The 25,799-nt window shown below is 69.8% G+C and carries 23 protein-coding genes; 19 read left to right on the plus strand and 4 right to left on the minus strand.

Annotated elements, in window-relative coordinates:
* Positions 1 to 22: 22 nt before the first annotated feature.
* Together ACWIGI_RS14985 and ACWIGI_RS14990 are read right to left on the minus strand one after the other, a co-directional pair.
* Positions 23 to 697: a phosphoribosylanthranilate isomerase gene (locus ACWIGI_RS14985; protein ID WP_454202946.1), complete on the minus strand. Its 675-nt coding sequence runs from the start codon at positions 695 to 697 to the stop codon at positions 23 to 25.
* A gap of 33 nt (positions 698 to 730) precedes the next feature.
* Positions 731 to 1,603, minus strand: coding sequence for an alpha/beta fold hydrolase (locus tag ACWIGI_RS14990; RefSeq protein ID WP_454202947.1), 873 nt, complete (start codon positions 1,601 to 1,603; stop codon positions 731 to 733).
* Positions 1,604 to 2,103: 500 nt separating this feature from the next.
* Here ACWIGI_RS14990 and pyrR point away from each other — a divergent pair, with 500 nt between their 5' ends.
* The 13 genes from pyrR (at position 2,104) to ACWIGI_RS15055 (ending at position 18,453) form a co-directional block, all read left to right on the plus strand.
* On the plus strand, positions 2,104 to 2,745 hold the full coding sequence (gene pyrR, locus ACWIGI_RS14995) for a bifunctional pyr operon transcriptional regulator/uracil phosphoribosyltransferase PyrR (RefSeq protein WP_454202948.1): 642 nt from the start codon (positions 2,104 to 2,106) through the stop codon (positions 2,743 to 2,745).
* Positions 2,742 to 3,707, plus strand: coding sequence for an aspartate carbamoyltransferase catalytic subunit (locus ACWIGI_RS15000; protein ID WP_454202949.1), 966 nt, complete (start codon positions 2,742 to 2,744; stop codon positions 3,705 to 3,707). Before pyrR ends, ACWIGI_RS15000 begins: the two co-directional genes overlap by 4 nt.
* The gene (locus ACWIGI_RS15005; protein ID WP_454202950.1) at positions 3,704 to 5,062 is read left to right on the plus strand and encodes a dihydroorotase; all 1,359 of its coding nucleotides are present in this window, start codon (positions 3,704 to 3,706) and stop codon (positions 5,060 to 5,062) included. The genes ACWIGI_RS15000 and ACWIGI_RS15005 overlap by 4 nt, the downstream gene beginning before the upstream one ends.
* Entirely contained in the window at positions 5,062 to 5,568 is a 507-nt protein-coding gene (locus ACWIGI_RS15010; RefSeq protein WP_454202951.1) for a PH-like domain-containing protein, read from the plus strand. The genes ACWIGI_RS15005 and ACWIGI_RS15010 overlap by 1 nt, the downstream gene beginning before the upstream one ends.
* The gene (gene carA / locus ACWIGI_RS15015; protein ID WP_454202952.1) at positions 5,565 to 6,683 is read left to right on the plus strand and encodes a glutamine-hydrolyzing carbamoyl-phosphate synthase small subunit; all 1,119 of its coding nucleotides are present in this window, start codon (positions 5,565 to 5,567) and stop codon (positions 6,681 to 6,683) included. Before ACWIGI_RS15010 ends, carA begins: the two co-directional genes overlap by 4 nt.
* Positions 6,683 to 9,991 (plus strand): carbamoyl-phosphate synthase large subunit, encoded by a 3,309-nt coding sequence (gene carB, locus ACWIGI_RS15020; RefSeq protein ID WP_454202953.1) that lies wholly within the window; start codon positions 6,683 to 6,685, stop codon positions 9,989 to 9,991. Before carA ends, carB begins: the two co-directional genes overlap by 1 nt.
* A 4-nt stretch (positions 9,992 to 9,995) precedes the next feature.
* Positions 9,996 to 10,820 carry an orotidine-5'-phosphate decarboxylase gene (gene pyrF, locus ACWIGI_RS15025; protein WP_454202954.1) on the plus strand — a complete coding sequence of 275 codons (825 nt, stop codon included), beginning with the start codon at positions 9,996 to 9,998 and terminating at the stop codon, positions 10,818 to 10,820.
* Between the two features lie 643 nt (positions 10,821 to 11,463).
* On the plus strand, positions 11,464 to 11,787 hold the full coding sequence (gene mihF / locus ACWIGI_RS15030) for an integration host factor, actinobacterial type (RefSeq protein WP_067521651.1): 324 nt from the start codon (positions 11,464 to 11,466) through the stop codon (positions 11,785 to 11,787).
* Positions 11,788 to 11,794: 7 nt separating this feature from the next.
* A complete protein-coding gene (gene gmk, locus ACWIGI_RS15035; protein WP_454202955.1) occupies positions 11,795 to 12,376 on the plus strand; it encodes a guanylate kinase in 582 nt (193 codons plus the stop codon).
* Positions 12,377 to 12,465: 89 nt separating this feature from the next.
* Positions 12,466 to 12,744, plus strand: a complete 279-nt coding sequence (gene rpoZ / locus ACWIGI_RS15040; RefSeq protein ID WP_354986371.1) for a DNA-directed RNA polymerase subunit omega — start codon at positions 12,466 to 12,468, stop codon at positions 12,742 to 12,744.
* An 80-nt stretch (positions 12,745 to 12,824) separates the two neighbouring features.
* On the plus strand, positions 12,825 to 14,045 hold the full coding sequence (gene coaBC / locus ACWIGI_RS15045) for a bifunctional phosphopantothenoylcysteine decarboxylase/phosphopantothenate--cysteine ligase CoaBC (protein WP_454202956.1): 1,221 nt from the start codon (positions 12,825 to 12,827) through the stop codon (positions 14,043 to 14,045).
* A 202-nt stretch (positions 14,046 to 14,247) separates the two neighbouring features.
* Positions 14,248 to 15,462, plus strand: a complete 1,215-nt coding sequence (metK, locus tag ACWIGI_RS15050; protein WP_454202957.1) for a methionine adenosyltransferase — start codon at positions 14,248 to 14,250, stop codon at positions 15,460 to 15,462.
* A complete protein-coding gene (locus ACWIGI_RS15055; RefSeq protein WP_454202958.1) occupies positions 15,463 to 18,453 on the plus strand; it encodes a primosomal protein N' family DNA-binding protein in 2,991 nt (996 codons plus the stop codon).
* A gap of 152 nt (positions 18,454 to 18,605) precedes the next feature.
* Here the strand turns inward: ACWIGI_RS15055 and ACWIGI_RS15060 are convergent, their stop codons facing one another.
* Entirely contained in the window at positions 18,606 to 19,451 is an 846-nt protein-coding gene (locus ACWIGI_RS15060; RefSeq protein ID WP_454202959.1) for an SDR family oxidoreductase, read from the minus strand.
* 78 nt (positions 19,452 to 19,529) lie between these two features.
* On the opposite strand from ACWIGI_RS15060, the gene ACWIGI_RS15065 reads away from it, so the two are divergent.
* On the plus strand, positions 19,530 to 20,123 hold the full coding sequence (locus ACWIGI_RS15065; protein WP_454202960.1) for a TetR/AcrR family transcriptional regulator: 594 nt from the start codon (positions 19,530 to 19,532) through the stop codon (positions 20,121 to 20,123).
* Between the two features lie 19 nt (positions 20,124 to 20,142).
* Here ACWIGI_RS15065 and ACWIGI_RS15070 read toward each other — a convergent pair whose 3' ends face one another.
* Entirely contained in the window at positions 20,143 to 20,943 is an 801-nt protein-coding gene (locus tag ACWIGI_RS15070) for an ABC transporter ATP-binding protein (RefSeq protein ID WP_454202961.1), read from the minus strand.
* Between the two features lie 89 nt (positions 20,944 to 21,032).
* Between ACWIGI_RS15070 and ACWIGI_RS15075 the strand changes: the two genes are divergently transcribed.
* The 5 genes from ACWIGI_RS15075 to fmt all read left to right on the plus strand — a co-directional run bounded on the left by ACWIGI_RS15075 (position 21,033) and on the right by fmt (position 25,175).
* On the plus strand, positions 21,033 to 21,728 hold the full coding sequence (locus ACWIGI_RS15075; protein ID WP_454202962.1) for an HAD family hydrolase: 696 nt from the start codon (positions 21,033 to 21,035) through the stop codon (positions 21,726 to 21,728).
* Between the two features lie 117 nt (positions 21,729 to 21,845).
* Positions 21,846 to 22,532, plus strand: coding sequence for a PadR family transcriptional regulator (locus ACWIGI_RS15080; RefSeq protein WP_454202963.1), 687 nt, complete (start codon positions 21,846 to 21,848; stop codon positions 22,530 to 22,532).
* Between the two features lie 60 nt (positions 22,533 to 22,592).
* Complete coding sequence (locus tag ACWIGI_RS15085; RefSeq protein WP_454202964.1) at positions 22,593 to 23,609, plus strand: lipase family alpha/beta hydrolase; 1,017 nt, start codon at positions 22,593 to 22,595, stop codon at positions 23,607 to 23,609.
* An 85-nt stretch (positions 23,610 to 23,694) separates the two neighbouring features.
* The gene (def, locus tag ACWIGI_RS15090) at positions 23,695 to 24,252 is read left to right on the plus strand and encodes a peptide deformylase (protein WP_454202965.1); all 558 of its coding nucleotides are present in this window, start codon (positions 23,695 to 23,697) and stop codon (positions 24,250 to 24,252) included.
* A complete protein-coding gene (gene fmt, locus ACWIGI_RS15095) occupies positions 24,252 to 25,175 on the plus strand; it encodes a methionyl-tRNA formyltransferase (RefSeq protein WP_454202966.1) in 924 nt (307 codons plus the stop codon). Before def ends, fmt begins: the two co-directional genes overlap by 1 nt.
* The last annotated feature ends 624 nt before the right edge of the window (positions 25,176 to 25,799 follow it).

The raw sequence follows: 25,799 nt of genomic DNA on the forward strand, positions 1-25,799 counted from the left end.
GCGCGCGCGACCGCGGGAAGATTCATGGTGCTATGTCCTGGTCGGTCTCGTGAGCCAGCGAGACGAATCGCGCGCACGCGTCGAAAGATTTGTCGCCGCCGGGTGATTCGACGCCTGTGTTCACATCGACGGCGAAGGGGCGTACCGCCCGGATCGCCGCAGTCAGATTGCCGGGATCGAGCCCTCCCGCCAGGATCACCCGGCAACCGGACCCCGCGAGTGCCCGGACGATGGCCGCGCTGATGGACCAGTCGTGAACCAGGCCGGTGCCGCCGAGCCGGTCGCCGGTGCGCGAATCGAGCAGGATGCCATCGCAGTCCGCGGCGATCCGAGCCGCCGTGTCGACGGCCTCGGGACCGGTGACGTGAACGGCTCGGAGAACGGCGCGTCCCCGCGCGCCGGCGCGGACTCGGCGGACCGTGTCGTCGGAGACCAGGCCGTGCACCTGAACGGCGTCGACACCCAGATCGTCCGCGAGCGACAGGATCTCGGCCGGATCCTCGAGATGGGTGACCAGGGTCCGCGTCACGAACGGGGGAGTCCGGCGGACCAGTGCGCGTGCCTGCTCGGAGGTGAGCGCGTCCTCGCTGAGGTGGGTGACGCCGCAGATGAAGCCCACGGCGTCGGCACCCGCGGCGACCGCGATGGTGAGGTCCGACTCGGATCGGATTCCGCAGATCTTCGCGCGCACGCTCACGGCCCGCAGAGTAGTCGCCGCGGGGCGCGGGACCTAGTTCAGCAGGGACTTGGCCCGCACGAAATCGACTACCGCATCGGTGAACTCGTCGTTCGCATCGCTGGCGGCGGTGTGGGCGGCGGCGCCTATCTCCACGTAGTCGGCGGCGGGGACCAGGGCGCGGAACGCGGCCACGCCGGTCTCGCTCACCACGTCGGAGAGGGCGCCGCGGACCAGCAGGACCGGGATCGTCAGGCGGCGGGCCGCATCCTCGAGGACCTCGGAGTGCAGGTCGATGTCCTCGCCGCTGCCGGACATCATCGCCGGATCCCAGTGCCAGTACCAGCGGCCGTCCGCGCGCTGACGCAGGTTGCGCAGCAGGCCCTCGGGGCTGCGGGGGCGGCGGCGGTGGGGGAGGTAGGCGGCGACGGCGTCCGCGGCCTCGTCGAGGGTGGCGAAACCCTCGGGGTTGCCGCTGAGGAAGTTCAGGACCCGCTCCACGCCCTTGCGCTCGGGGCGCGGCACCACATCCACCAGCACCAGACCGGTGATGAGTTCGTGGCGCGGGTGGACCGTGGCCAGCAGGCCGGTCAGCCCGCCCATGCTCGCGCCCACCACGAACGCGGGCTTGCCCAGCTGCTCGAGCACCGACATCAGATCCTGGACCATGGCGTCGCGGCGGTAGTCACCATCGGGCGACCAGTCGCTGTCACCGTGCCCGCGCGCGTCCAGCAGCACCGCGTGCATGCCGGCCTTCGCCAGCGCCAGCCCGGAGTCCTTCCAGGAATGCCGGGTCTGCCCGCCCCCGTGCAGGAACACCACGAGCGGTCCGTCCTGGGGTCCCCAGGAGTCGCCCGCGAGGTCGATGCCGCCGTGGCCGCGGAAGGTGACGCGGGCCGGCTCGGTGAAATCAGCTTCGTTGCTCACACCCCGAGCATCGCACACGTCTGGTTTACGGTGTATGAAGACCGGTCAGTAGCCGGGAATGTCCGTGTCGCCGGGGGTGTGCGCGGCGCGGCGCGCTAGGCGCGGCGATGGCGTGAGCAAACCGCGTGTGATCTCGACCGCCTCGGCAAGACCCGCAGATCAGCGCTCTGTTCGCTGTGATGTTCCTCCCAGCCTGCGAAGTGCGGGCGGCGATCGATGCAAACTCATCGGTCTCATTCATTGCTGCGAGATTGCTGTTCGCACCCCTGGGTTGCGAGGATCCGCGGTGAAGAATCCGCAGGTGCCGGCCGCTGTACTGCCCATTCCCGTCGAACCGGGCACTCTACGGAACCGGCGTTCCGGGCACCCCGCGTCACCGCCGCGAACGCCCGGTTGCCACAGGGGTGCGGTGCCCGCCGCGTTCGCCGCCGCTGCTAGGCTCCAAACCCGAAAAGACATCCTTTAACGGACCGTCCGGTGAGGCGGAGAAGGAGGTCGGCATGGCTGTGCCCGAAGACCGGGCGCCCAAGTCGAGCGCTGAGCAGCAACACTCGCAGCGGCACGACCCCGAACAGGTCGACGCCGGTCGCGAACTGCTTTCCGATTCCGATGTCGGCCGCACCATCGCGCGGATGGCGCACCAGATCATCGAGAAGACCGCCCTGGATTCCGGAGACGCCCGGCACGCCCGCGTCGTCCTGGTCGGAATCCCCACGCGCGGAACCACTCTCGCCACCCGGCTGGCCAATCGCATCGAAGAGTTCTCCGGTGTGCGCCCCGCGGTCGGCTCCCTGGACATCACCCTCTACCGCGACGACCTGCGCTCGCGCCCGCATCGCCCGCTCGAGCGCACCTCGGTGCCCGAGGGCGGGGTCGAGGACGCGCTGGTCGTACTCGTCGACGACGTGCTCTTCTCCGGCCGTACCGTGCGCTCGGCCCTGGACGGCCTGCGCGATCTGGGCCGCCCCCGCGCCGTACAGCTGGCGGTCCTCATCGACCGCGGCCACCGCGAACTGCCCATCCGCGCCGACTACGTCGGCAAGAACGTGCCGACCTCCCGCTCGGAGGACATCTCGGTGCTGCTGCGCGAGCACGACGGCCGCGACGGTGTGTACCTGCGTCATCAGGAGGGGGACAAGTGAAGCATCTGCTCTCGGTCACCGATCTGGACCGCGCGAACGCCACCGCGCTGCTCGATGACGCCGAGCGCTTCGAACAGGCGCTGCTGGGCCGCGAGGTCAAGAAGCTGCCGACCCTGCGCGGGCGCACGGTCATGACCGTGTTCTTCGAGAACTCCACGCGCACCAGGGTTTCCTTCGAGGTCGCGGGCAAGTGGATGAGCGCGGACGTCATCAACGTCAGCTCCAGCTCGTCCTCGAACTCCAAGGGCGAGTCCCTGCGCGACACCGCGCTGACCCTGCACGCGGCGGGCGCGGACGCGCTCATCGTGCGCCATCCGGCCTCGGGCGCCGCGCATCAGATCGCGCGCTGGTTCGCCCAGATGCAGGACGGCAGCGGCGGTTTCGCCGGCCCCGGCCCCGCCATCATCAACGCCGGCGACGGCACCCACGAGCACCCCACCCAGGCCCTGCTCGACGCGCTGACCCTGCGCCAGCGCCTCGGCGACCTGGACGGCAAGCGGGTCGTGCTGGTCGGGGACATCCTGCACAGCCGGGTCGCCCGCTCGAACGCCTTCCTGCTGGCCACCCTCGGCGCCGAGGTGGTGCTGGTCGCCCCGCGCACCCTGCTGCCGGTCGGCGTGGAGGCCTGGCCGGTGCGCGTCTCGCACTCCCTGGACGCGGAACTGCCCGGCGCGGACGCGGTCATGATGCTGCGCGTGCAGGCCGAGCGCATGAACGGCGGCTTCTTCCCGTCGGCGCGCGAGTACTCGATCAACTACGGCCTCAGCGAGCGCCGCCTCGGCCTGCTCGACGAGCACGCCGTGGTGCTGCACCCGGGCCCCATGCTGCGCGGCATGGAAATCGCGTCGGCCGTCGCCGATTCTTCCAAAGCGGCTGTGCTGCAACAGGTCAACAACGGAGTCCATATGCGCATGGCGGTGCTGTTCCGCCTGCTGGTCGGAACCGACGAGGTGGTGGCATGAGCAACAGCGTCCTGATCAAGAACGTCCTTCTCTACGGCGAAGGCGACGCGGTCGACGTGCTGCTCGCCGACGGTGAGATCCGCGAGATCGGCCCGGGCCTGAGCGCCGGCGACGCCGAGATCATCGACGGCGCCGGGCAATTCCTGCTCCCGGGCTTCATCGACCTGCACACGCACCTGCGCGAGCCGGGCCGCGAGGACACCGAGACCATCGAAACCGGTTCCGCCGCCGCGGCGATCGGCGGCTACACCGCGGTGTTCGCCATGGCCAACACCAGCCCGGTCGCCGACTCCTCGGTCATCACCGACCACGTGTGGCGGCGCGGGCAGGAGGTCGGCCTGGTCGACGTGCACCCGGTCGGCGCGGTCACCGTCGGCCTCGAGGGCAAGCAGCTCGCCGAGATGGGCACCATGGCCGCGGGAATCGGCAACGTGCGCATGTTCTCCGACGACGGCCACTGCGTCTACGACCCGCTGATCATGCGCCGCGCGCTGGAGTACTCGAACTCCCTGGGCGTGCTCATCGCCCAGCACGCCGAGGAGCCCCGCCTGACCAAGGGCGCGGTCGCGCACGAGGGCCCGAACGCCGCCCGCCTGGGCCTGGCCGGCTGGCCGCGCGCCGCCGAGGAGTCCATCGTGGCCCGCGACGCGCTGCTGGCCCGCGACGCCGGCGCCCGCGTGCACATCTGCCACGCCTCCACCGCCGGTACCGTCGAACTGCTGAAATGGGCCAAGTCCCAGGGCATTTCGATCACCGCCGAGGTCACCCCGCACCACCTGCTGCTGGACGACTCGCGCCTGGAGACCTACGACGCGGTGAACCGGGTCAACCCGCCGCTGCGCGAGACCTCCGACGTGGCCGCCCTGCGCCAGGCGCTGGCCGAGGGCGTCATCGACTGCGTCGCCACCGACCACGCCCCGCACGCCGAACAGGACAAGTGCTGCGAGTTCGCGGCCGCCCGCCCCGGCATGCTCGGCCTCGAGACCGCGCTGTCGATCATCGTGCGCACCATGGTCGAGACCGGCCTGCTCGACTGGCGCGGTGTCGCCCGCGTCATGAGCGAGAACCCGGCCCGCATCGTGGGCCTGGACGATCAGGGCCGCCCGATCGCGGTCGGCGAACCGGCGAACCTGACGCTGATCGACCCGAACACCGAGTGGACGGTGCGCGCGAAGGAACTCGCCAGCATCGCCCACAACACCCCCTTCGACGAGATGACCCTGCCCGCGAAGGTGACCGCCACCTTCCTGCGCGGCCGGATCACCTCGCGCGACGGGGTCGCGAGCGCCGCGCGCGGCGCCGATGTGGTCTTCGCCGGTGGAGACCGGCGGGTGGGGAACCGAGGAGAACCGTAATGGATCGAACCGTGCAGGTCGTGTTGCTGCTGGTGGCCTTCGTCGCCGGAATCGGGCTCATGTACTGGGCCTGGACCGGCCGGGCCAAGAAGCAGGCGGCCTCGATCGGCGAACTGCCGCCCGTGCCCGCGGACTGCGGCGCGCAACTGCTGGAGCCGACCACCGGCCTCTACCTGGGCAGCACCCTCTCGCCCAGCTGGATTCAGCGAATCACGGTGGGCGACCTGGGATTCCGGGCAACCGCGGAGATGACCAGGTTCGAACGCGGCATCCTGCTCGAGCGATCGGGCGCGGGGACCATCTGGATTCCCGAGGAGTCCATCACCGCCGTGCGCACCGAGCGCGGGCACGCGGGCAAGGTGATGACCGAAGGCGGCGTGCTGGTGATCCGCTGGACGCTGCCGACCGGAACCGAGGTGGATACCGGTTTCCGGGGCGATGACAAGACCGTGTACCCGGCCTGGACCGGGGCGAAGACATCTACGAAGACGGGAGACGAGGCATGAGCAGCGGCGATACCGCGGTGATGGTGCTCGAGGATGGTCGCGTGTTCCGCGGGACGACCTTCGGCGCGGCCGGACAGACCCTGGGCGAGGCGGTGTTCTGCACCGCGATGACCGGCTACCAGGAGACCCTCACCGACCCCAGCTACGCCAAGCAGATCGTGGTGGCCACCGCCCCGCAGATCGGTAACACCGGCTGGAACGACGAGGACGACGAGTCGAGCAGGATCTGGGTCGCCGGGTACGCCGTGCGCGACCCCGCGCGCCGCGCCTCCAACTGGCGTTCCAAGCGCACCCTCCAGGAAGAGCTGGAGAACCAGAACATCGTCGGCATCGCGGGCATCGACACCCGGGCCCTGGTGCGGCACCTGCGCACCCGCGGTTCCATGAAGGCCGGCGTCTTCTCCGGCAGCGCCCTGGCCGACTACGAGGAGCTGCTCGCCCGGGTCAACAACCAGCCCTCCATGCTGGGCGCGGACCTGGCCGGTGAGGTCTCCACCGACGAGATGTACACCATCGAGCCGGTCGGCGAACACCGCTTCACCGTCGTCGCGGTCGACCTCGGCATCAAGTCCAACACCCCGCGCATGTTCGCCGAGCGCGGCATGCGGGTGCACGTGGTGCCCTCGAACGTCACCTTCGACCAGATCAAGGAACTGAACCCCAACGGGGTGTTCCTGTCGAACGGTCCCGGCGACCCGGCCACCGCCGACGGCGCGGTCGCGCTGACCCAGCAGGTGCTGCAGGCCGACATCCCGCTGTTCGGCATCTGCTTCGGCAACCAGATCCTGGGCCGCGCCCTGGGGCGCAAGACCTACAAGATGAAGTTCGGTCACCGCGGCATCAACATCCCGGTCATCGAGCACCACACCGGGCGCATCTCGATCACCGCCCAGAACCACGGCTTCGCCCTCGAGGGCGAGCGCGGCGAGGTGTTCGACACCCCGTTCGGCAAGGCCGAGGTCTCCCACGTATGCGCCAATGACGGTGTCGTGGAAGGTGTTCAGCTGGTCAGCGGCCGCGCCTTCTCGGTGCAGTACCACCCCGAGGCCGCCGCCGGACCGCACGACGCCGCCTACCTGTTCGATCGTTTCTCCGCCCTGATGGAAGGTGCCTGATGCCACGCCGTACCGACCTCGAGCACATCCTGGTGATCGGCTCGGGCCCGATCGTCATCGGCCAGGCCTGTGAGTTCGACTATTCCGGCACCCAGGCGTGCCGCGTGCTGCGCTCGGAGGGCCTGCGGGTTTCGCTGGTCAACTCCAACCCGGCCACGATCATGACCGACCCGGAGTTCGCCGACGCCACCTATGTCGAGCCGATCACCTGGCAGTACGTGGAGAAGGTCATCGCCAAGGAGCGCCCCGACGCGATCCTGGCGACCCTGGGCGGGCAGACCGCGCTGAACTGCGCGGTCGACCTGCACGAGAACGGCATCCTGGAGAAGTACAACGTCGAGCTCATCGGCGCGGACTTCGAGGCCATCCAGCGCGGCGAGGACCGGCAGAAGTTCAAGGACATCGTCGCCAAGGTCGGCGGCGAGAGCGCCCGCTCCAAGGTCTGCTACACCATGGACGAGGTCCGCGAGACCGTGCGCGAGCTGGGCTTCCCGGTCGTCGTGCGCCCTTCCTTCACCATGGGTGGCCTCGGCTCGGGCATGGCCTACAACGACGAGGATCTCGATCGCATCGCCGGCGGCGGCCTGGCCGCCTCGCCGACCGCGAACGTGCTCATCGAGGAATCCATCCTGGGCTGGAAGGAATTCGAGCTCGAGCTCATGCGTGACCGCAACGACAACGTGGTCATCGTCTGCTCGATCGAGAACGTGGACCCGATGGGCGTGCACACCGGTGACTCGGTCACCGTCGCCCCGGCCATGACCCTCACCGACCGCGAGTACCAGAAGATGCGCGACCTGGGCATCGACATCCTGCGCGAGGTCGGCGTCGACACCGGCGGCTGCAACATCCAGTTCGCGGTGGACCCCGCCGACGGCCGCCTGATCGTCATCGAGATGAACCCGCGCGTCTCGCGCTCGTCCGCATTGGCTTCCAAGGCAACGGGATTCCCGATCGCCAAGATCGCCGCCAAGCTGGCCATCGGCTACACCCTGGACGAGATCGTCAACGACATCACCAAGGAGACCCCGGCCTGCTTCGAGCCCACGCTCGACTACGTCGTGGTCAAGGCCCCGCGCTTCGCGTTCGAGAAGTTCCCGGGCGCCGACCCGACGCTGACCACCACCATGAAGTCGGTCGGCGAGGCGATGTCCATGGGCCGCAACTTCTCCGAGGCCCTGGGCAAGGTGCTGCGCTCGCTCGAGACCAAGGCCGTGGGCTTCTGGACCCAGCCCGACGGCGAGTGGACCGACGTCGAGGCCATCCTCGAGGATCTGCGCACCCCCACCGAGGGCCGCATCTACCAGGTGGAGCGGGCGCTGCGCCTGGGCGCGAGCATCGAGGACACCGCCAAGGCCTCGGGCATCGACCCGTGGTTCGTGGCCGAGGTCGCCGCGCTGGTCGAGCTGCGCCAGGAGATCCTGGACGCCGCCGTGCTGGACGAGCCGTTGCTGCGCACCGCCAAGCACTACGGCCTGTCCGATCGCCAGATCGCCGCGCTCCGACCGGAACTCGCGGGTGAGGACGGCGTGCGCGCGCTGCGGCACCGGCTGCACATCCGCCCGGTCTTCAAGACCGTCGACACCTGCGCTGCCGAGTTCGAGGCCAAGACCCCGTACCACTACTCGGCCTACGAGCTCGATCCCGCCGCGGAGTCCGAGGTCGCGCCGCAGCGTGAGCGCGAGAAGGTGCTGATCCTGGGTTCGGGCCCGAACCGCATCGGCCAGGGCATCGAGTTCGACTACTCGTGTGTGCATGCGGCACAGACGCTCTCGGCCGCCGGCTTCGAGACCGTCATGGTCAACTGCAACCCCGAGACCGTCTCGACGGACTACGACACCGCCGACCGCCTCTACTTCGAGCCGCTGACCTTCGAGGACGTCCTCGAGGTCTACCACGCCGAAACCGAGTCCGGCACCGTCGCGGGCGTCATCTGCCAGCTGGGCGGACAGACCCCGCTGGGCCTGGCGCAGCGCCTGACCGACGCGGGCGTGCCCGTGGTCGGCACCTCCGCGGCCGCCATCGACCTGGCCGAGGACCGCGCCGAGTTCGGCGATGTCCTTGTCGCGGCGGGTCTTCCGGCGCCGAAGTACGGCACCGCCACCACCTTCCCGGCCGCCAAGAAGATCGCCGCGTCGATCGGCTACCCGGTGCTGGTGCGCCCGTCCTACGTGCTGGGCGGACGCGGCATGGAGATCGTGTACGACGAGGCCACCCTCGAGGGCTACATCTCCCGGGCCACCGACATCAGCCCCGATCGCCCGGTGCTGATCGACCGGTTCCTGGAGGACGCCATCGAGATCGACGTCGACGCCCTGTGCGACGGCGACGAGGTGTACCTGGGCGGGGTCATGGAGCACATCGAGGAGGCCGGCATCCACTCCGGCGACTCCGCGTGCGCCCTGCCCCCGATCACCCTGGGCCGCAGCGACATCGAGGCCGTGCGCCGCTCCACCGTGGCGCTGGCCAAGGGCATCGGGGTCAAGGGGCTGCTGAACGTGCAGTACGCGCTCAAGGACGACGTGCTCTACGTCCTCGAGGCCAACCCGCGCGCCAGCCGTACCGTGCCGTTCGTGTCCAAGGCCACCGCGGTGCCGCTCGCGAAGGCCGCGGCGCGGATCGCGCTGGGCGCCACCATCGCCGAGCTCCGCAAGGAGGGCCTGCTCCCGGCCGAGGGCGACGGCGGCTACGCGCCGATCGACGCCCCGGTCGCGGTGAAGGAGGCCGTGCTGCCGTTCCACCGCTTCAAGCGGCCCGACGGCACCGGCATCGACTCGCTGCTCTCGCCGGAGATGAAGTCCACCGGCGAGGTCATGGGCATCGACGCCGATTTCGGCACCGCCTTCGCCAAGAGCCAGACCGCCTCCTACGGTTCGCTGCCGACCGAGGGCTCGGCCTTCGTCTCGATCGCCAACCGCGACAAGCGGGCCATGGTGTTCCCGGTCAAGCGCCTGCACGACCTCGGGTTCCGCATCCTGGCCACCGAGGGCACCGCGGAGATGCTGCGCCGCAACGGTATTCCGTGCGAGGTGGTGCGCAAGCACTCCGACGCGGCGTCCGAGGATCAGGCCAGCATCGTGGACATGATCAAGGACGGGGAGGTCGACATCGTCTTCAACACCCCGTACGGCAACAACGGCCCGCGCGTCGACGGCTACGAGATCCGTACCGCCGCGGTGAGCGCGAACATCCCGTGCATCACCACGGTCCAGGGCGCGGCCGCGGCCGTGCAGGGCATCGAGGCCACCATCAACGGCGGCATCGGCGTGCGGTCCCTGCAGGAACTCCACGCCACCCTCCGGGGCTGATCGCGTGACGAGTTTCGGTGTGCGGCTGCGGGATGCGATGCGCGAGCACGGACCCGTCTGTGTCGGTATCGACCCGCATCCGCCGCTGCTGCGGTCCTGGGGCCTGAGCGAGGACGCCGACGGCCTGGAGGCGTTCGCCGAGATCTGCGTCGAGGCGTTCGTCGGCCGGGTGGCCCTGGTCAAACCGCAGGTGGCGTTCTTCGAGACCTACGGTTCGGCCGGAATCGCGGTGCTGGAGAACACGATCTCGGTGCTGCGGGCGGCGGGCACGCTGGTGCTCGCCGACGCCAAGCGCGGCGACATCGGCTCCACCATGGACGCCTACGCGCACGCCTGGCTCGGCGACGGCCCGCTCGCCGCCGACGCGGTCACGGTCTCGCCGTACCTCGGATTCGGTTCCCTGGCACCGGCTCTGGACCTGGCGCGGGCCAACGGCCGCGGCGTGTTCGTGCTGGCCGCCACCTCCAATCCGGAAGCGGCGGAACTGCAGACGATCACCGGGCCCGACGGCCGCACGATCGCCCAGCGCATGGTCGACGACGCCGCCACGCAGAACGCCGGAGCCGAATTCGGTTCCGCCGGTGTGGTTGTCGGCGCGACCCTGACGGTCGCACCCGACCTGAGCGAGCTCAACGGCCCCATCCTGATGCCCGGCGTCGGCGCGCAGGGCGGGGGAGCGGAGTCGATCCGCGCCCTGGTCCCCGAACGGGATCTGGGTGCGGTGCTGCCCAACGTCTCGCGCGAGGTGCTGAAGGCCGGCCCGTCGGTCTCGGCCCTGAAGGATCAGGTGCACCGCTTCGCGCAGGAGTTCGCCTTCCTGCAGCACTGAACCGCGTGAACACCGGCCCGCCCGCGCGTCGACCTCGACGCGCGGGCGGGCTTTTGCGTGCGGTCCATCGGACCGCGTCGCCGAGCCGAGCCCGTCCGGCCCGGCCGGATATCCGCCCTGATCGCCCGTCTGGAGCCGCTGAATGGGTGAAACGCCCGGGAAGTCGTTTCGGTGAGGTTTCACCCGTCTGTGGGGGCTCCAGGCCGGTCAACATGCCCCCGCATCGCCGTTCCCCGGTCCTACCTGCGGCGGAATCGAGTGTTCGAATCGTGTTCGAATGTCCGGGGTGATGCGCGACACGCGGTGCTTAATCGCGCGACACGCCGAGAAAATCGAGAAAGTTCCAGGTCGGATGATTACAGGTCGGTCACGGTCTGAATCGGACATCCGACCGGGGCTCCCGAACCGGCCTCCGGAGCCGAAAAACCGCTGGCCACAAGGACTTTCGTGGTACCGCCGCGCCGGAACCGCCGCCCGGTGCGAACCGACCCCGGGCGATGTGCATTCGGTGAGGTCGTGCCCGGAATCACGCGCTGACCTGGGGGGTGGGTTCGCAATCGCCAGGCGTCGTGGGTACGGTCGCTGAGACCGCCGGGTTAGTCCCGGCGGGAGAACATGCAATGAACGATGAGACGGAGGAACCGTGGCCCTTCCCCAGCTGACCGACGAGCAGCGCGCTGCTGCTTTGGAGAAGGCGGCAGCCGCCCGGCGCATCCGGGCGGAGCTCAAGGAGCGCCTGAAGCGTGGCGGTACCGACCTGAAGACGGTCCTTGCTGATGCCGAGAAGGACGAAGTTCTCGGCAAGATGAAGGTGTCGGCTCTGCTCGAGGCTCTGCCGAAGGTAGGCAAGGTCAAAGCTGCCGAAATCATGAGCGAACTGGAAATCGCTCCCACTCGCCGCCTGCGCGGACTCGGTGACCGGCAGCGCAAGGCGCTGCTTGCCCGGTTCGACTTCAGCGCCGAATAATCCGAGGGTGGTCGAACACACTCGGAAGGGTCGACTGGTAGTCCTGGTCGGTCCCTCGGCCGTCGGCAAGTCCACCGTCGTGCGCTGCGTGCGCGAACGACTGCCCGAATTGGTATTCAGTGTGTCGGCCACCACCCGGGCCCCCCGGCCCGGAGAGGTGGACGGTCGCGACTACCGATTCGTCACCCGTGAGGAGTTCGACGCCATGATCGCGGCGGACGAACTGCTCGAATGGGCCGACATCCACGGTGGACTGCAGCGGTCGGGAACCCCGGCCGCACCTGTGCGCGCAGCGCTCGCGACCGGTCACCCGGTCCTGATCGAGGTGGACCTCGAAGGCGCCCGCTCGATCCGCAAGGCCATGCCGGAAGCCCAACTGGTCTTCCTGGCCCCGCCCAGCTGGGAAGAACTGGTCGCCCGGCTGACCTCGCGAGGCACCGAATCGCCCGAGGTCATCGAGCGCAGGCTGCAAACCGCCAAGACCGAATTGGCGGCCTGTGACGAGTTCGACATCGTCATAGTGAACGACGAGGTGACGACCGCCTGTGAGCAGTTGGTATCCTTGTTCGTTAGCACAATTTCGAGGTAGTACTCGAAGAACCACGGCTCATCTTCGAAGTGAGCCGTTCGGTTCGAACAACCAGCCACCTTCCGAACAACCCCGCAGGAGCCTTCCTAGTGAGTACGGATTTGAAGACCGCGGCCATCTACGACACTCCGATCGGCCTGACCAACCCGCCGATCGATGAACTGCTGGAGCGGACCTCGTCCAAGTACGCGCTGGTCATCTACGCGGCCAAGCGGGCCCGGCAGATCAACGATTACTACAACCAGCTCGGCGACGGCATTCTCGAATACGTCGGCCCGCTGGTCGAGCCGGGTCTGCAGGAGAAGCCGCTCTCGGTGGCCATGCGCGAGATCCACGCCGACCTGCTGGAGCACTCCGAAGGCGAATAAGCCCTCGGCAGAGCAGAAGGCAAGGCAATTCTCTACGGCGCTGGAGGCGTAGTGACGACACAATCCACCCGGGGCATGCGATGACCCGGGTCATCGTCGGTGTCGGCGGCGGTATCGCCGCGTACAAGAGTTGCGCCCTCGTGCGCCGGTTCACCGAAACCGGGCACGAGGTGCGTGTCATTCCCACCGAGTCGGCGTTGAACTTCGTCGGCAAGGCCACGTTCGAGGCGCTGTCCGGACATCCCGTGCACACCGGTGTTTTCGCCGATGTGCCGGAGGTCCCGCACGTGCGACTCGGCCAGGAGGCCGATCTGGTGGTCATCGCTCCCGCGACGGCCGATCTCATGGCGCGCGCCGCATCCGGCCGCGCGGACGATCTGCTCACCGCGACACTTCTCACCGCCCGATGTCCGATCCTGTTCGCGCCCGCGATGCACACCGAAATGTGGGAGCATCCCGCGACGCAGGCGAACGTGGCGACCTTGCGCGCACACGGGGCCATCGTCCTGGAACCCGCGCACGGACGGCTCACCGGAGCCGACACCGGCGCCGGGCGGCTGCCCGAACCGGAGGAGATCTTCGGATTCGCGACCCTGCTGCTCGAGCGCGCCGACGCCATCCCGCGTGATCTCGTGGGCAAGCGCGTCGTCGTCTCGGCCGGCGGTACCCGCGAACCGCTGGATCCCGTGCGGTTCCTGGGCAATCGCAGCTCCGGCAAACAGGGGTATGCCATCGCGCGGCTCGCCGCCCAGCGCGGCGCGCAGGTCACGCTCATCGCGGGCAACACCGCGGGGCTGGCCGTGCCCGCCGCCGTCGAGGTGGTGAACGTGACCACCGCCGAGCAGTTGAAGGTCGCGGTCGACAAGCATTCGATCGGCGCGGACGCGGTCATCATGGCCGCGGCGGTCGCCGACTTCCGGCCGGTGAACGTCGCGGCGGCGAAGATCAAGAAGGGCGCCAACGAGCCCAACTCGATCGAGCTCGCCAAGACCCCGGACATCCTCGCGGGGCTGGTGCAGTCCCGGCGCGAGGGGCAGCTGGCGGGCACCGCCATCGTCGGCTTCGCGGCCGAGACCGGTGACGAGCACGCCGATGTGCTGACCCACGCGCGAGCCAAGCTGGCGCGCAAGGGATGTGACCTGCTGGTGGTCAACGCGGTCGGCGAGGGCAAAGCCTTCGAGGTCGACCACAACGACGGCTGGCTGCTCGGCGCCGACGGCACCGAGATCGCGCTCGATCACGGTTCCAAGGCGCTGCTGGCGAGCCGGGTGCTCGACGCGCTCGGCCCGCTGCTGCGCTGAGGCGCGGCCCGCGACACACCGAACGGTAGGGCCGTCGACGCCGACGGCCTACTGTCTGAGCCACAATCCTTGGGGCATATGGGCGTGCTCGCCCTGTGGCCCATGGTTTGGTAATAGTCTGAAACAAGGGGTTGTGCGGTGGCGCGAAGCCGCCACCGTCACAGGCCGATACGAGAAACCCGTTGAGGGAGAGGGAATAACTGTGCGCACGACTGGCAGCCGCCTATTCACGAGTGAGTCCGTGACCGAGGGTCATCCGGACAAGATCTGTGATGCCATCAGCGATTCCATCCTCGACGCCTTGCTCGCGGCCGACCCGCGCAGCCGGGTCGCGGTGGAGACGCTGGTGACCACCGGCCAGGTGCACGTGGCCGGTGAGGTCACCACCTCGGCGTACGCCGACATCCCGACCATCGTTCGCGAGAAGGTCCTGGAGATCGGATACGACTCCTCCGCAAAGGGTTTCGACGGCGCCTCCTGTGGCGTGAACGTCGCGATCGGCGCGCAGTCGCCCGATATCGCGCAGGGCGTGGACACCTCGCACGAGGCCCGCGTCGGCGGCGAGGACGACGCCATCGCGCGTCAGGGCGCGGGCGATCAGGGCCTGATGTTCGGCTACGCCACCATCGAGACTCCCGAGCTCATGCCGCTGCCGATCTCGCTGGCGCACAAGCTGTCGCGCCGCCTGACCGAGGTCCGCAAGTCCGGCGTGCTGCCGTACCTGCGTCCCGACGGCAAGACCCAGGTCACCATCGAGTACGAGGGCGACATCCCCAAGCGCCTGGACACCGTGGTCATCTCCACCCAGCACGCGGCCGACATCGACCTGGACAACCTGCTGACCCCGGACATCCGGGAGAAGGTCGTCGACTCGGTGCTGTCCGAGCTGCAGCTGCCCAACCCGCTGGACGTGTCCAACGTGCGCCTGCTGGTCAACCCGACCGGCAAGTTCGTGCTGGGCGGCCCGATGGGTGACGCCGGCCTGACCGGTCGCAAGATCATCGTCGACACCTACGGCGGCATGGCCCGCCACGGCGGCGGCGCGTTCTCCGGCAAGGATCCGTCGAAGGTCGACCGCTCGGCCGCCTACGCCATGCGCTGGGTCGCCAAGAACGTCGTTGCGGCCGAGCTGGCCGAGCGCGTCGAGGTGCAGGTCGCCTACGCCATCGGCAAGGCGGCGCCCGTGGGTCTGTTCGTGGAGACCTTCGGCACCGAGCGCATCGATCCGTCCAAGATCTCCGCGGCTATCGCCGAGGTCTTCGACCTGCGTCCGGGCGCGATCATTCGCGATCTGGACCTGCTGCGCCCGATCTACGCGCCCACCGCCGCGTACGGCCACTTCGGCCGCACCGACGTGGACCTGCCCTGGGAGCGCACCGACCGCGCGGACAAGCTGCGCGCTGCCGCCGGTCTGTAATTGACCGACACCGGACCGGCGGCGGGACGCCCCATCGCGCGGGTGCTCCCGCTGCTGGAACCGGCCCATCTCGATCGGGACTTCGACTATCTGGTCCCCCCGGAGATGGATGAGATCGCCCAACCGGGCGTCCGCGTGCGCGTGCGGTTCTCCGGCCGCGTCGTGGACGGCTACATCCTCGAACGCCTCGAGAAGACCGACCACACCGGCCGCCTCGTGCGCCTGGACCGCGTGGTCTCCAGCGAACGCGTCCTCACCCCCGAGATCCTGCGCCTGGTGACCGCGGTCGCCGCCCGCTACGCCGGCACCCGCGCCGACGTCCTGCGCCTGGCCATCCCACCCCGCCACGCGAAGGTGGAAACCGAAGGGCCGGACGGCTCGACGAAGGTCACCAAGGCCCGCAAGTCGGCCGCCAAGAAACCCAAGCCCGCGCGCGCGAGCTTCGACGACGAGCCGGTGCTCCTCGACGAGCTCGACGACGATTCGTCCCCCGCCGCGGCCGAATCGTCCGGCGGCACAGAAGATTCATCATCCCCTCACCTGCCGGACACCACGCCCGGCGCCGAAGAGTCTGTCGCACAATCCCTTCGACCCGTTGACCCGAGTCGACCCTCCGCGACACCGGCGCCGAACTGCGACGACGATCCGGGCGATGGCAGTCCCTCCTCCGCCGTGAGCTCGTCCCACCCCGCGGACAGCATCACCGAGCAGGTCGACATGCCTGTGGCGGAACAGCATTCACGCGCTGCCGCTCCCGCGCAGACGGAACAAGCTCCTGAGACACCTGACCCGGGCGCGTCGGCGGCGACAGCTGCCGGTCCGAGTGCCGAGTGTGATCTCTCCGATGATGGCGCGTCGGTGCAGGGGTGCCCCGAGACCGACCGCGACGCCTCGGCTTCTGTTGAAAAGCCCTCGGCGACTGCAGCACCCGACACGGCTCTCGATGACGTGGAACAGCTGGCGATCATCGGTCCGAGCGTCGTGAGTTCCGCGATTGCCACGCCCACGGCGGACGAGGGGCTCGGGGCCTCGGGTACACGCGCGTCCTCGGAACGGCTCGAGGCCGAGAACCCCGAGGCTGCCGCCGACTCGGGGGCCGAGGGTGGGTCGGTTGCGGAGGCCGGCGACCGAGACGGGGAAGCGGCTGGGGCCGTAGGGGTTTCGGGGGTGGACGTGGCCGGCTTGTATCCCGGATGGGGTCGGTACGTGCACGGGCACTCTTTCCTGGGGGCGCTCGCGGCGGGGCGGGGGCCTCGGGCGGGGTGGCAGGCGCTGCCGGGGGAGGAGTGGGCCGGGCGGCTCGCCGAGCTGGCGGCCGTGACGGTGGGGAGCGGGCGCAGTGCGATCCTCATGGTGCCGGATCAGCGGGATCTGGAGCGGGTGCTGGCGGAATGTGTTGCGCTGGTAGGGGAGTCGGCGGTCGGGCTGGCGGCGGGGCTGGGGCCGTCGGCGCGGTACCGGCGGTGGCTGGCGGCGCTGCGGGGGACGGCGCGGGTCGTGGTGGGGACCCGGAGCGCGGTGTTCGCGCCCGTCAAGGATCTCGGGCTGATCGCGCTGTGGGACGACGGGGACGACACGTACGCCGAGCCGCGGTCGCCGTACCCGCACGCGCGGGAGGTGGCCATGCTGCGGGCGCACGAGACCGGGGCCGCGTTCGTGGCCGGGGGGTTCGCGCGCACGGCCGAAGTGCAGGCCATCGTCGAATCCGGTTGGGCTCATGACCTTCTGGCCGAGCGCGCGCTGCTGCGGCAGGTCATGCCGCGCATCATCGCGCCCGGCGACAGCGACGCCGCCCTCGAACGCGATCCCATGGCCAAGGCGATCCGCATCCCGGGCGCGGCCTTCCTGGCCGCCCGCAAGGCCCTCGCCGCGGGCGAACCCGTCCTGGTCCAGGTACCCCGTCGCGGCTACATCCCCGCCCTGTCCTGCTCGAAGTGCCGCACCCCCGCCCGTTGCCGCCATTGCAACGGCCCCCTGGCCCTGCCCGACGATTCGCCTGCGCCCCAGTCGAATCGGGCCGGTCGCCGCGCCGCTGCCCAGTCCGACGGCCGAGCGAGCGCGCGCTCCGGTACGCCTGAGCGCGACCGCCGCCCCGGCGCGCCCGATCCGATGTACGGCGGCGCTGAGGGCATGTACGGCCGGGATTCGGCGCCGGGCGGAGAACCCGGCCGGGAGCGGGGCCGGGCGGGGCTGACCTCCTCGCGGGACGGGGTGGCCGGGGCGCACAGCCCCGCGTGCCGGTGGTGTGGGATCACCGAGGCCGCATTCCGTTGTGGCGCTTGTGGTTCGCGGGCTCTGCGCGCCGTGGTCATCGGAGCCGCGCGCACCGCCGAGGAACTGGGGCGGGCGTTTCCCGGGGTACCGGTGCGCGGCTCGGGTGGGGCCTCGGTGCTCAGCTCGGTGCCGGAGGGGCCGCAGGTCGTGGTGTCCACCATCGGGGCGGAGCCGACGGTCGCCGGCGGGTACGGGGTGGCCATGCTGCTGGACGGGTGGGCGCTGCTGGGGCGGGCGGATCTGCGCGCGGCCGAGGACACCCTGCGCCGGTGGATGTCGGCCGCCGCGCTGGTGCGGGCGGGCGGGCAGGCGTTCGTCATGGCGGACAGCGGATTGCCGACCGTCTCGGCGCTGGTGCGCTGGGATCCGGTGGGGCACGCCCACTTCGAACTCGAGGAGCGCACCGAGGTGCGGTTCCCGCCGGCGGTCCGGCTGGCCGCCATCGACGGCACCGCCGACTCGATCGCCGAATTGCTCACCCAGGCAAAACTTCCCGATCAAGTCGAGGTGCTCGGCCCGGTGCCGCTCCCGCCCGGCGCGCGGAAACCCTTCTCCTCCGGCGATTCCCCCGCCGAGGTCGAGCGCATGATTCTGCGCGTGGACCGCGCCGGCGGCACGGCCCTGTCCCGCGCCCTGGTCGCGGCCCAGGCCGTGCGCAGCACCCACAAGTCCGACGATCCGTTGCGCGTCCAGATCGACCCGATCGACATCGGCTGACGCCGCCCGCACCCGCTCTTTGACCCGCGTGAACCCGTGCCGCGCTCACCCCGCGGCTCTCGCCGTCCGCGAATTGCCGAGTGTCGGTCGGGCTGCGGTCGGCGGCACTGCACGACCGCCCGACACTCGAGACCACGTCGCGCGCGGCCGCCTCAGCGGAAGGCGTCGGCCACGTACTTCGCCCAGTCGGCATAGCTGGTGGCCGGTCGGCCCAGGACTCGTTCGACATCCGGGCTCACCCGCTGTTCAGCCGGGGTGGGGGAGCCGAGGATCGTCAGGGTGTGGTCGGCGACCGACTCGGGCATGAGCTTCAGCAGTTCGATCCGCGCCTGCTCGGGGGTGAGCTCGGTGAACCCGACCGGTTCCCCGAGTGCCGCGGCGAGCGCCGCCGCCTGCTCGCGCGGGGTAACGACCGCTGGACCCGTCACCGTGTACGCCCGGCCGTGATGCCCATCCTCGCGCAGGGCCGCGACCGCGACGGCCGCGATGTCGAACGGCGTCACCACCGGCAGCCCGACGTCGCCGAAGGGCGCGGGCACGAACCGCCCGGTGCGCACCGGCTCTATCCAGGCGAAGGAATTGCTGGCGAACCCGCCGGGCCGCACCACCGTCCATTCCAGGTTCGAGGCCGCTAGCGCCCGCTCGAAGGCGATGAGCCGGGCGTACCCGGGGCTGTCCGGCCGGGTCACCGCACCCTGCGAGGACAGCAGCACCACGCGCCGAACACCCTGTGCGGCAACGGTGTCGATCACCTCGCGGGCGTCGGGCCCGCCCACCAGTTGCGCACCGGCGATCAGCAGGAACATCGTGTGCGCTCCCGTCACCGCCGCCGCCAGACTCGCCGGGTCGCCGATGTCTTCACGGCGGTGCTCGACGCCCTCCGGCAGGTTCACCGGCATCTCGCCGCGCGAAACGGCCACCACCTTCTCCCCGGCCTGCGCGAGCAGGCTCACCACGATGCCGCCGACATTTCCGGTTGCTCCGGTCACCACGATCATTGCTTCGAACTCCTGAGTTAGTTGACTGACTCAAGCGAAGATAGGCCATTCGACCGGCCGTTGTCTATAGTCAGTCGCATGACTAACTCAGTGCCGGGTGGTGCGACGGCGAAGCCGGCGCCCCGGCCGGGCAAGCGCGAACGGCTCGCCGGCGCGGCGGCGAAGGTGTTCCACGAGCAGGGCGTGGAGAAGACCACGATCGCCGACATCGCCCGGGTCGCGGACGTGCCGGTCGGCAACGTGTACTACTACTTCAAGACCAAGGATCAGCTGATCCAGGCGGCGATCGGCGCGCACGAGCGCACGCTCAAGGATGTGATCGCCGAGCTCGAGCGCCTGGAATCGCCGGCGGAGCGCTTGCGGGCGCTGATCCGCGGCTGGATCGATCAGCGTGATCTCGCGGCCCAATTCGGTTGTCCCTCGGGAACTCTCGCGACCGAGCTGGACAAGCGCTCCGACGGCCTGGAACGCGAACTCGCCGCGGTGATGCGCGAGCTGCTGAAGTGGATCGAATCGCAGTTCGCCGCCATGGGCCGCGCCGACGCGGGGGAGCTGGCCGTCGCGCTGTTCGCCTCGTATCAGGGTATTTCCCTGCTCGCCAACACCTTCCGGGATCCGGAGATGATGGCGGCCGAAGGCGAGCGGCTGCTGCGCTGGGTCGATTCCCTGTAGCCGGGGTGCGGGAGGGAACTCAGGTGTGCGCGGGCTGTGCCGCGCGCACGCTCCAGCGCCGGTCCTCCCGAACGATCCGTACCGGATGGTCGAACGCGGCGCCGATGTGCTCGGTGGTGATCACGGCGTCGACCGGCCCGGCCGTGCGAATCCGCCCCGCGCGCAACAGCACCGCGTGTGTCGTGCCCGGCGGCAACTCCTCCAGGTGATGGGTGACCAGCACGGACGCCAACTCCGGATGCGCGCGCTGCAGCGCGTCGATACGTTCGAGCAACTGCTCGCGGCCGGCGAGGTCGAGGCCGGTCGCGGGTTCGTCCAGCAGGAGCAGGCGCGGGCTGGGCATGAGCGCCCGGGCGATGAGAGCGCGTCCGCGCTCGCCCTGGGACAGGATCGGCCATGCCGCGTCCCGGCGGTGCGACAGACCGAGCAGGTCGACCAGTTCCCCGGTGCGAGCCAGCTGTTCGGGGCTGGGCCGCCAACGCGGTACGGGCTCAGCGGTATTCGTCGCCCCGGTGAGCACGACCTCGTGCACGGTCAGCGGGCTGCGCGGGGTGTGGCGCGGGTCGACGTGCCCGATGGCGGTGCGCAGCGCGCGCATGTCGACGCGGCCGAGTCGGTTGCCGAGGACTTCGACCGTCCCACGGGTGGGGTGTTCGAACGCGCCGAGCATGCGCAGCAGGGTGGTCTTCCCGGCCCCGTTGGGACCCAGGAGCGCCCAGTGCTCACCGCTGCGCACGGTGAGGGAAACCCCCTGCAGTAGGGCATTTCCCTCACGAACGACGTCGACGGCATCGACCAGGAGCACGGTGGAGTCGGACATGACCGCCACCGTAGCAAACTCCTCAGACAAGTAGAGGACTGCCTGTTTGCCGAGAAGATAGCTGCAAGTGTGCTGTGTATCGTGGCGACATGGCGATCGACGCGGTGTTATTCGACTTCTCCGGCACGATCTTCCGATTGGAGGACGAGCGTTTTCGCGAAGCGGAGCTGACCCATGCCGACGGGCGTGATCTGAGCGCCCACGAGGTCGCCGACATCGTCCGGGCCATGACCGCGCCCGTCGAGCAGTTCGTCGAGCTCGACGCGGAAGGTCAATACGCCTGGGAGAACCGGGATTTGGATCCGGCCCTGCACCGCGCCGCCTACCTGCAGGTGCTCGAGCGCTCGGGTGTGCCCGCGTTCCCGGCCCGCCAGCTCTACGAACTCATCCTCGACCCGCTCGCCTGGACGCCGTATCCGGACACCGGTGAGGTGCTCCGGGCGCTGCACGAACGCGGCATCAAGGTCGCGGTGGTCAGCAACATCGCCTTCGATCTGCGCCCCGCGCTGGCGAGCCGGGGATGGGATCGATATATCGGCTATTTCGCACTGTCCTTCGAACTCGGCGCGATCAAACCCGACCGTCGCATCTTCGACGCCGCGCTCGATCGGCTCGGCGTCGCCCCGGAGAACGCGCTCATGGTCGGCGACAGCCTCGAGGCCGACGGCGGCGCGACCGCACTCGGCTGCGAATTCGAGCTGGTAGAGCCGTTGCCGACGACGGATCGCCCGAGTGCGCTACGGGACGTCCTGATCAAGCACGACCTGGTCGACCGCCCCGCCTGAAAAATCCGAACCGGCAGGTTCGTGTCTCGCGACACACTTGCCTTGGATAGATTGTCGATATATCGTCGATAGCGTCAAGAACAACGTTGAAGCCTGAGGAGGCACACCATGGAACACATGGACAACACTGAGCGTGGCCGCGGCCCCTGGCGGCGTCTGCGCGCGGAAGAGCAGCAGGGCCCCGAACATCCGCGGATGCGTCGTGGCGGCCCGCGTGGACACGGTCCGCGCGAGCACGGCCCGCATCGGCACGGTGGCCGCGGCCACGGTTTCGGCCCGGACTTCGGTCCCGGCGGTTTCGGTCCCGGCGGCCCGCACTTCGGTCGCGGTCGCGGTCGTGGTGGCCGCGGCCGGCGCGGAGATGTGCGCGCCGCGATTCTCCTGCTGCTGGCCGAGCGGCCCATGCACGGCTACGAGCTGATCCAGCAGATTCGCGAACGCAGCGAGGATGTCTGGCGCCCGAGCCCGGGCTCGATCTACCCCGCGCTGGCGCAGCTCGAGGACGAGGGTCTGGTCCTGATCGAGAAGGTGGCGGGCCGAAAGACGGCCAAGCTCACCGAATCCGGTACCGCGTACCTCGAGGCCAATCGCGCCGAGCTGGGCGATCCCTGGCAGGAGGTCAAGGACAACGTCGGTGATCAGGCCCTGGATCTGCGCGGGCTCGTCGGCCAGCTGATGGGTGCGGTGGCCCAGGTCGCGGCGGTCGGTTCCCCGGCCCAAGCGGCAAAGGCCGCAGAGGTTCTCACCGAGGCGCGGCGGTCCCTGTACCGAATCCTCGCCGAAGACGACACACCCGAAAAGTAGTGGGAAAGAAACACCCCGTTCGACACCGCGTTGTGACACTTCACAAGTCATCATTTGACGATGGGAATGTGGAGGAGCCGGACGCGGAGAACGCTGCGTGGCGTCGCGCCGGTCGGGGTAGTGCTGCTGGGTGTGCTGGCGGGCGCGGGGGCGCCGATGCAATCGGGTACGGCGTTCGCCGCGCCTGCCACTCGTCCGGCACTGGTACCGGTGGGATCCGGGCCGATTCAAAGTGATCATCTCGGCGCGGCACGGTATTTGAAGGACAATCCGAACGCCGCGCCCGCGGGGGCCAACAACTTCGACTGCAAGCCGACCGCCGACCATCCGCGGCCGGTGGTGCTGGCACACGGCACCGATTCCTCGGCCTACTCCGACTGGTCCGCCATCGCGCCGCAACTCGCCGGCGCGGGCCTGTGCGTCTTCGCGCTCAATTACGGCGGCAAGGTCGACGCGGAGAGCTTCGGCACCGAGGACGTCTTCGAAAGTTCCGCTCAGATAGGCGGATTCGTCGATCAGGTGCTCGCCGCCACCGGGGCGGCCCAGGTGGACATCGTGGGCTTCTCCCAGGGTGCGAGCGTCACCCGGTACTACATCAACAAGCTCGGCGGCGCCCCGAAGGTCGGGCACTGGATCGGTCTGGCCTCACCCAGCTACGGCGGCATCATGTACGGCCTGGTTCCGGTCGCGGAGAACGCGCCGGTGCTGTTCGATCTGGCCGAGCTGGCGAGTTCGGAGGCCGCCGTTCAGCAGGCCGCGGGATCGCCCTTCATCACCGCGCTCAACGCGGGCGGGGACACCGTGCCGGGTGTGCGCTACACCACGATCGGCAGCACGGTGGATGAAATGATCCAGCCGAACGCCAATATCGCGCTGCACGGCGCCGGTGCGACCAACATCGTGCTGCAGAATTTGTGCGCCGATGATCTGACCGGGCATTTCCACATGGTGTACGACCCGTATGTGCAGCAGTTGGTGCTCGGGCTGCTCGATCCGGCGCACGCCGCGGCGCCGGTCTGCGCGCCCGTGGCGCTGGGTACCGGCATCAAGGAAGTGGTCCTGGCAGCGCATTCCTGATCGCCGCGGCACGGTGTGCGGCGTGGCGGTTCGGTCGTATCCGTAAAATGGGGCGACCGCATTCGCTCACGACCGGGAGTTGCTCGTGACCATCCAGCCTGTCCGCCTGTTCGGCGATCCGATTCTGCGCGCCCGCGCGGCGGAGGTCTCCACGTTCGATGTGCAGGTGCGCCAGCTGGTCGCCGACCTGCTCGACACCATGTACGAGAGCGGCGGCGTCGGGATGGCGGCGCCGCAGATCGGGGTCGGGCTCCGGGTGTTCGTCTACGACACCGGTGAGGCCAAGGGGCATCTGATCAACCCCGTCTTCGAGGTGATCGGCGACGAGACCCAGACCGGACCCGAGGGTTGCCTGTCGATTCCCGGCGTGCGCGAGGACGTCACCCGGGCGCAGACGGTGATCGCGCGCGGTGTCGACATGGACGGCGCCGCAGTGGAATTCCGGGCCGAGGGGCTGCTGGCGCGCTGCGTGCAGCACGAGACCGATCACCTCGACGGGACGCTGTTCCTGCAGCGGCTGGATCCGGCCACCCGCAAGGAGGCGATGCGGACGCTGCGTGAATCGTCTTGGTTCACACAGGGAATCACGGTGCTGGCCGCCTCGGAGATCGGTGGCGGCCGCACCCGGGAACGGAGTCGCTGATGCGTTTGGTCTTTGCCGGAACCCCCGCCCCGGCGGTTCCCTCGCTGCGCCGGCTGATCGAGTCCGCGAACCACGAGGTGGTGGCGGTGGTCACCAGGCCGGACGCGGTCGCCGGGCGCGGGCGCAAGGTCACCCGCTCGCCGATCGGGCAGCTCGCCGACGAACACGGGATTCCGGTGTTCACCCCGCGCAAGCCGTCCGAACCGGACTTCGTCGAACAGCTCGCCGCGCTCGCGCCGGACTGCTGCCCGGTGGTCGCCTACGGCGCGCTGCTGCCGGAATCGGTGCTGGCCATCCCCAAGCACGGCTGGATCAACCTGCACTTCTCGCTGCTGCCCGCCTGGCGCGGCGCGGCGCCGGTGCAATCGGCCATTCTCGCCGGTGACGAGATCACCGGCGCGTCCACCTTCCTCATCGAGAAGGGCCTGGACACCGGCCCGGTGTTCGGGACCGTCACCGAGCGGGTCCGCGTCACCGATACCTCGGGCGTGCTGCTCGACCGGCTCGCCGAAAGCGGTGCGCAGCTATTGGAATCCACCCTGGACGGGCTGGAGGCCGGTGCGCTGCAGGCGGTTCCGCAGTCCACCGACGGTATCTCCTACGCCCCCAAGGTGGAAGCCGAGGCCGGCCACGTGCGCTGGGACGAACCCGCCCTGGCGATCTCCCGCCGCATCCGCGCGGTCACCCCGAGCCCCGGCGCCTGGACCGAGGTCGACGGCAAGCGCGTCAAACTCGGTCCCGTCGAACTGGTGGAGGAAACCCTCCCCGAACGCGCTATCGAGGTCCGCAAGACGGGCGTCTTCATCGGCACCGCGACCACCGCCGTCCGCCTCACCGAGGTCCAACCCCAAGGAAAGCGCATGATGCCTGCCCTCGACTGGGCGCGCGGCGCCCGCCTCCAGCCCGGCGCGGTGGTCGAATGACCCCCTCCGATCGCGGAGACACCCCCGGCGAGCCCCGGCGCTCCGCCAAACCCCCCAAGCGCGACTGGCGCCCCCGCGCCCAGAACAACCCGTACCGCACGAGCGACAACGCCGGTGACGGCGGTCGCCCCGCGGCCCAGGGCGATGCGCGCCGCGCGCCCGGCTCTTCCGGCGCGCCGCTGCGCGGCGGTCGCGGCGCGGACGCGCGTGGCAAGTGGGACTACACCCCCGCCGAGGGTCGCGACCGAGCCGGTTCGAGTGGAAGCGGCGGCAATCGTGCTGCGGCGCAGGGCGATCAGCGCCGCACCGGCGGATCGTCGGGCGCGCCGCTGCGCGGCGGTCGTGGCGCGGACGCGCGTGGCAAGTGGGACTACACCCCCGCCGAGGGGCGTCCCCGCGGCGGTGCGCCGACGGGAAGTCGCGGTGGCGACAGCCGTCCGCGCTCGGCCGATGGCGGCGCTCGCTACGACGACGGCGGATCCCGCTCGGCCGGTGCCGCACGTTCGGCGGGTGCGGGTTCGCGTGCCGGTGGACAAGGGCGTCGCGACGACTCCGGATTCGGCACGGGCGCAACGCGTTCGAGCGGGCAGGCGGCGGAGCGCGGCGATTCGCGCCGGGTAACGG

The organism is Nocardia sp. NPDC055321, from assembly GCF_053645575.1.